Origin of the sequence: Streptomyces durocortorensis, from assembly GCF_016901035.1 — a bacterium.
Taxonomy (GTDB): Bacteria; Actinomycetota; Actinomycetes; order Streptomycetales; family Streptomycetaceae; genus Streptomyces; species Streptomyces durocortorensis.
Window position 1 is genome coordinate 1 of the sequence record NZ_JAFEUF010000434.1, and the last position, 2,798, is coordinate 2,798.

2 protein-coding genes and 1 pseudogene are annotated in these 2,798 nt (G+C 73.5%); all 3 read right to left on the reverse strand.

Features of this window, described 5'->3' with window-relative positions:
- Positions 1-206 (reverse strand): annotated as a pseudogene (locus tag JS521_RS35060) (tRNA lysidine(34) synthetase TilS); the annotation flags it as partial.
- A gap of 197 nt (positions 207-403) precedes the next feature.
- Entirely contained in the window at positions 404-1,537 is a 1,134-nt protein-coding gene (locus JS521_RS35065; protein ID WP_205086902.1) for an Rv3626c family coenzyme F420 biosynthesis-associated protein, read from the reverse strand.
- 70 nt (positions 1,538-1,607) lie between these two features.
- Positions 1,608-2,798: D-alanyl-D-alanine carboxypeptidase/D-alanyl-D-alanine endopeptidase (dacB, locus tag JS521_RS35070; RefSeq protein ID WP_205086903.1), on the reverse strand; the 1,191-nt coding region annotated here is incomplete at its 5' end.

Genomic DNA, 2,798 nt, shown 5'->3' on the forward strand with positions numbered 1-2,798 from the left:
GGGGGGGGGCGGGGCGGGCCGCCGCGGGCGCGGGGGCCGCCCGCGGCACCGGCCTCGGCGTAGGGGGCGGGGGCGGCGTGCGCGGGGCGCCTGGCCGCTTCGGCGGGCCGGTCGTGGCCGGCGTTCCGCTGGAATTCTGTGATGACGTCGTGGAGTACGCGGCGGACCGCCAGGCGTATCGCCGCGACCGCAGGATGGGGACCCATGTCCGGTGCCCTTCGTGGAGTTCGGGAGGTGCGTCGAGCGCCGGAACGCGTGAGTCCCGTCACTCAGAGTGCGTCGATGGTGACAGAGGCAAGCTGTTCATCGAGCATTGCACGCCTTCCCGGGCCTCCATGGTCCCTCGGATGGGTGATTGGGGGGCGAATATCGGTCCCTCGCGCATATCCGGACGGCCCGTTGGTCAGGATTCGGCCTTACGGTGCACGCGCGCGACCCAGTCGGCGGGCTGGGCGATCTCGGCCTTGGTCGGGAGGGTGTTGGGCGAGGTCCAGACGCGGTTGAAGCCGTCCATGCCGACCTCGTCGACGACCGACCGTACGAACTTCTCGCCGTCCTTGTACTGCCGGAGCTTGGCGTCGAGGCCGAGGAGCTTGCGCAGGGCTTGGTCGAGGCGGCCGGCGCCCTGGGCGCGGCGCTGCTGGAACTTCTCCCGGATCTCGGAGACGGAGCCGACGACGTCGGGGCCCACGCCGTCCATGACGTAGTCCGCGTGTCCTTCGAGAAGGGACATGACGGCGGTGAGGCGGCCGAGGACCTCGCGCTGGGCGGGGGTCTGGACGATGTCGACGAGGCTGCGGGTGTCGCTCTCGCCCTGTTCGCCCTCGGGGCGGCCGCCGGAGAGGGACTGGGCGGCCTCGCGGAGGCGTTCCAGGAAGGTCATCGGGTCGACGTCGGTCTCGTCGAGGAACGCCTGGATCTCGCCCTGGAGGTGGTCGCGGAGCCAGGGCACGCCGGTGAACTGGGTGCGGTGGGTCTCCTCGTGGAGGGCGACCCAGAGCCGGAAGTCGTGCGGCTCGACGTCCAGCTCCCGTTCGACGTGGACGATGTTGGGAGCGACGAGGAGGAGTCGGCCGCCGCCGTTCGCGGAAGCGGGCAGCTCTCTGGTGGCGGGGGCGAACGTCTCGTACTGGCCGAGCACCCGGGAGGCGAGGAACGAGAGCAGCATGCCCAGCTCGACGCCGGTGACCTTGCCGCCGACCGCGCCGAGGACGGCGCCGCCGGGTCCGCCGGTGCGGCGGCTCTCCATCTTGGTGAGCAGGGGCTTCAGGAGTTCGCGGAAGCCGGCGACGTTGGCCTTGATCCAGCCGGGCCGGTCGACGACGAGGACGGGGGTGTCCTCGGGTTCGGTCCCCTCGGGGATCATCCGGGTGAAGAGCCGGACGTGCTCCTCGGAGGCCTTGGCGTGCCGCCGGAGCTCCGCGACGACGGCGCGGGCCTCCTCGCGGCTGATGTCGGGCCCGGGCCGTACGAGCCGGGTCGCGGTCGCCACCGCGAGATTCCAGTCGACCATCTGGGCACCACCGATGCTCGTCATGCGTCAACCGTACGTGAGCCTGTCCCCCGGTGGTGGGGTCTTGCACCGCTCTTCGGGTGCGGCCCCGTTCTCAGCCGCCTGTTCCGGCGAGGGCGGTGGCCAGGGCGTCGAGGGCGGGTTCGGCCTCGCCCGCGTCGATGCTGCCGGAGGCGAGGAAGGCGAAGGCGAGCAGGCGGCCCTGGCGGTCGACGACGGTGCCGGCGAGGGAGTTGACGCCGAAGAGGGTGCCGGTCTTGGCGCGGATCAGGCCGGTGCCTTCGGCGTCGGGCGCGTACCGGCCGCCGAGGGTGCCGCTGAAGCCCGCGATCGGGAGGCCGGTGAGGACCGGGCGGAGTCCGGGGCGGTCGGGGTCGGCGGCGCGGGCGAGGAGCGCGGTGAGGAGGGCGGGGGTGACCCGGTCCTTGCGGTCCAGGCCGCTGCCGTCGGCGAAGTGGGCGCCGCCCACCGGGACCTTGAGCTTCTTCAGCTCGTTGGCGACGGCGCGGCGGGCCCCGGCGAACGAGGCGCTCTCGCCCTTGGCGATGGCGGTCTGCCGGGCGAGGGCCTCGGCGATGTCGTTGTCGCTGTTAGTGAGGGTGCGCTCGACGAGGGCGTCGAGCGGGGCGGAACGGTGGGTGGCGACGGTGCGGGCCTCGTCGGCGGCGCGGGCCTCGCGGGGGGCGCCGGTGACCTTGACGCCCGCCTTCTTCAGGGCGACGGCGAAGGTGCGGGCGGCGTCGCCCGCGGGGTCATCGGTGCGCTTGGCGGGGCCGCGGTCCGTGTCGTTGACCCGGCCCTCGTTGACCATCAGGGCGGTGACGGGCGCGATGTTCTCGTTGGGGCTGATCGGGTGGAGCACGGGGCCGGTGTAGCGGGAGAGGTCGTACGTGAGCCGTACGGAGGGCGTGCCGTCCTCGCGGATCGCCTCGGCGACCCGGTCGGCCATCGAGCGCAGGGCCGCCTTGCTGAGCGTGGGGTCGCCGCCGCCGACGAGGGTGAGGGTGCGGGAGTCGGGGGACAGCGCGGCGGTGGTGGCGATGCGGTGGTCGGGGCCGAGGACGGAGAGAGCGGCCGTGGTGGTGGCGATCTTGATGGTGGAGGCCGGGGTCATCGGGGCGGTGGCGCCCTTCCCGTACAGCTGCTCGCCGGTGGCGGTGTCGATGACGGACGCGGCGCCCTTGTCGCCGAGTCCGGGCGCGCCGATGAGCGGGGCGAGGACGTCGCGGAGCCCGGCGGCGTCCTGGGGGGCGTCCTGGGTGGTGGTGCCGAGGGCGGGCAGGAC

Bases quoted from the DNA above. Each gene is read 5' to 3' on its own strand.
- JS521_RS35065 (WP_205086902.1), bottom strand. From the start codon at position 1,537: ATGACGAGCATCGGTGGTGCCCAGATGGTCGACTGGAATCTCGCGGTG.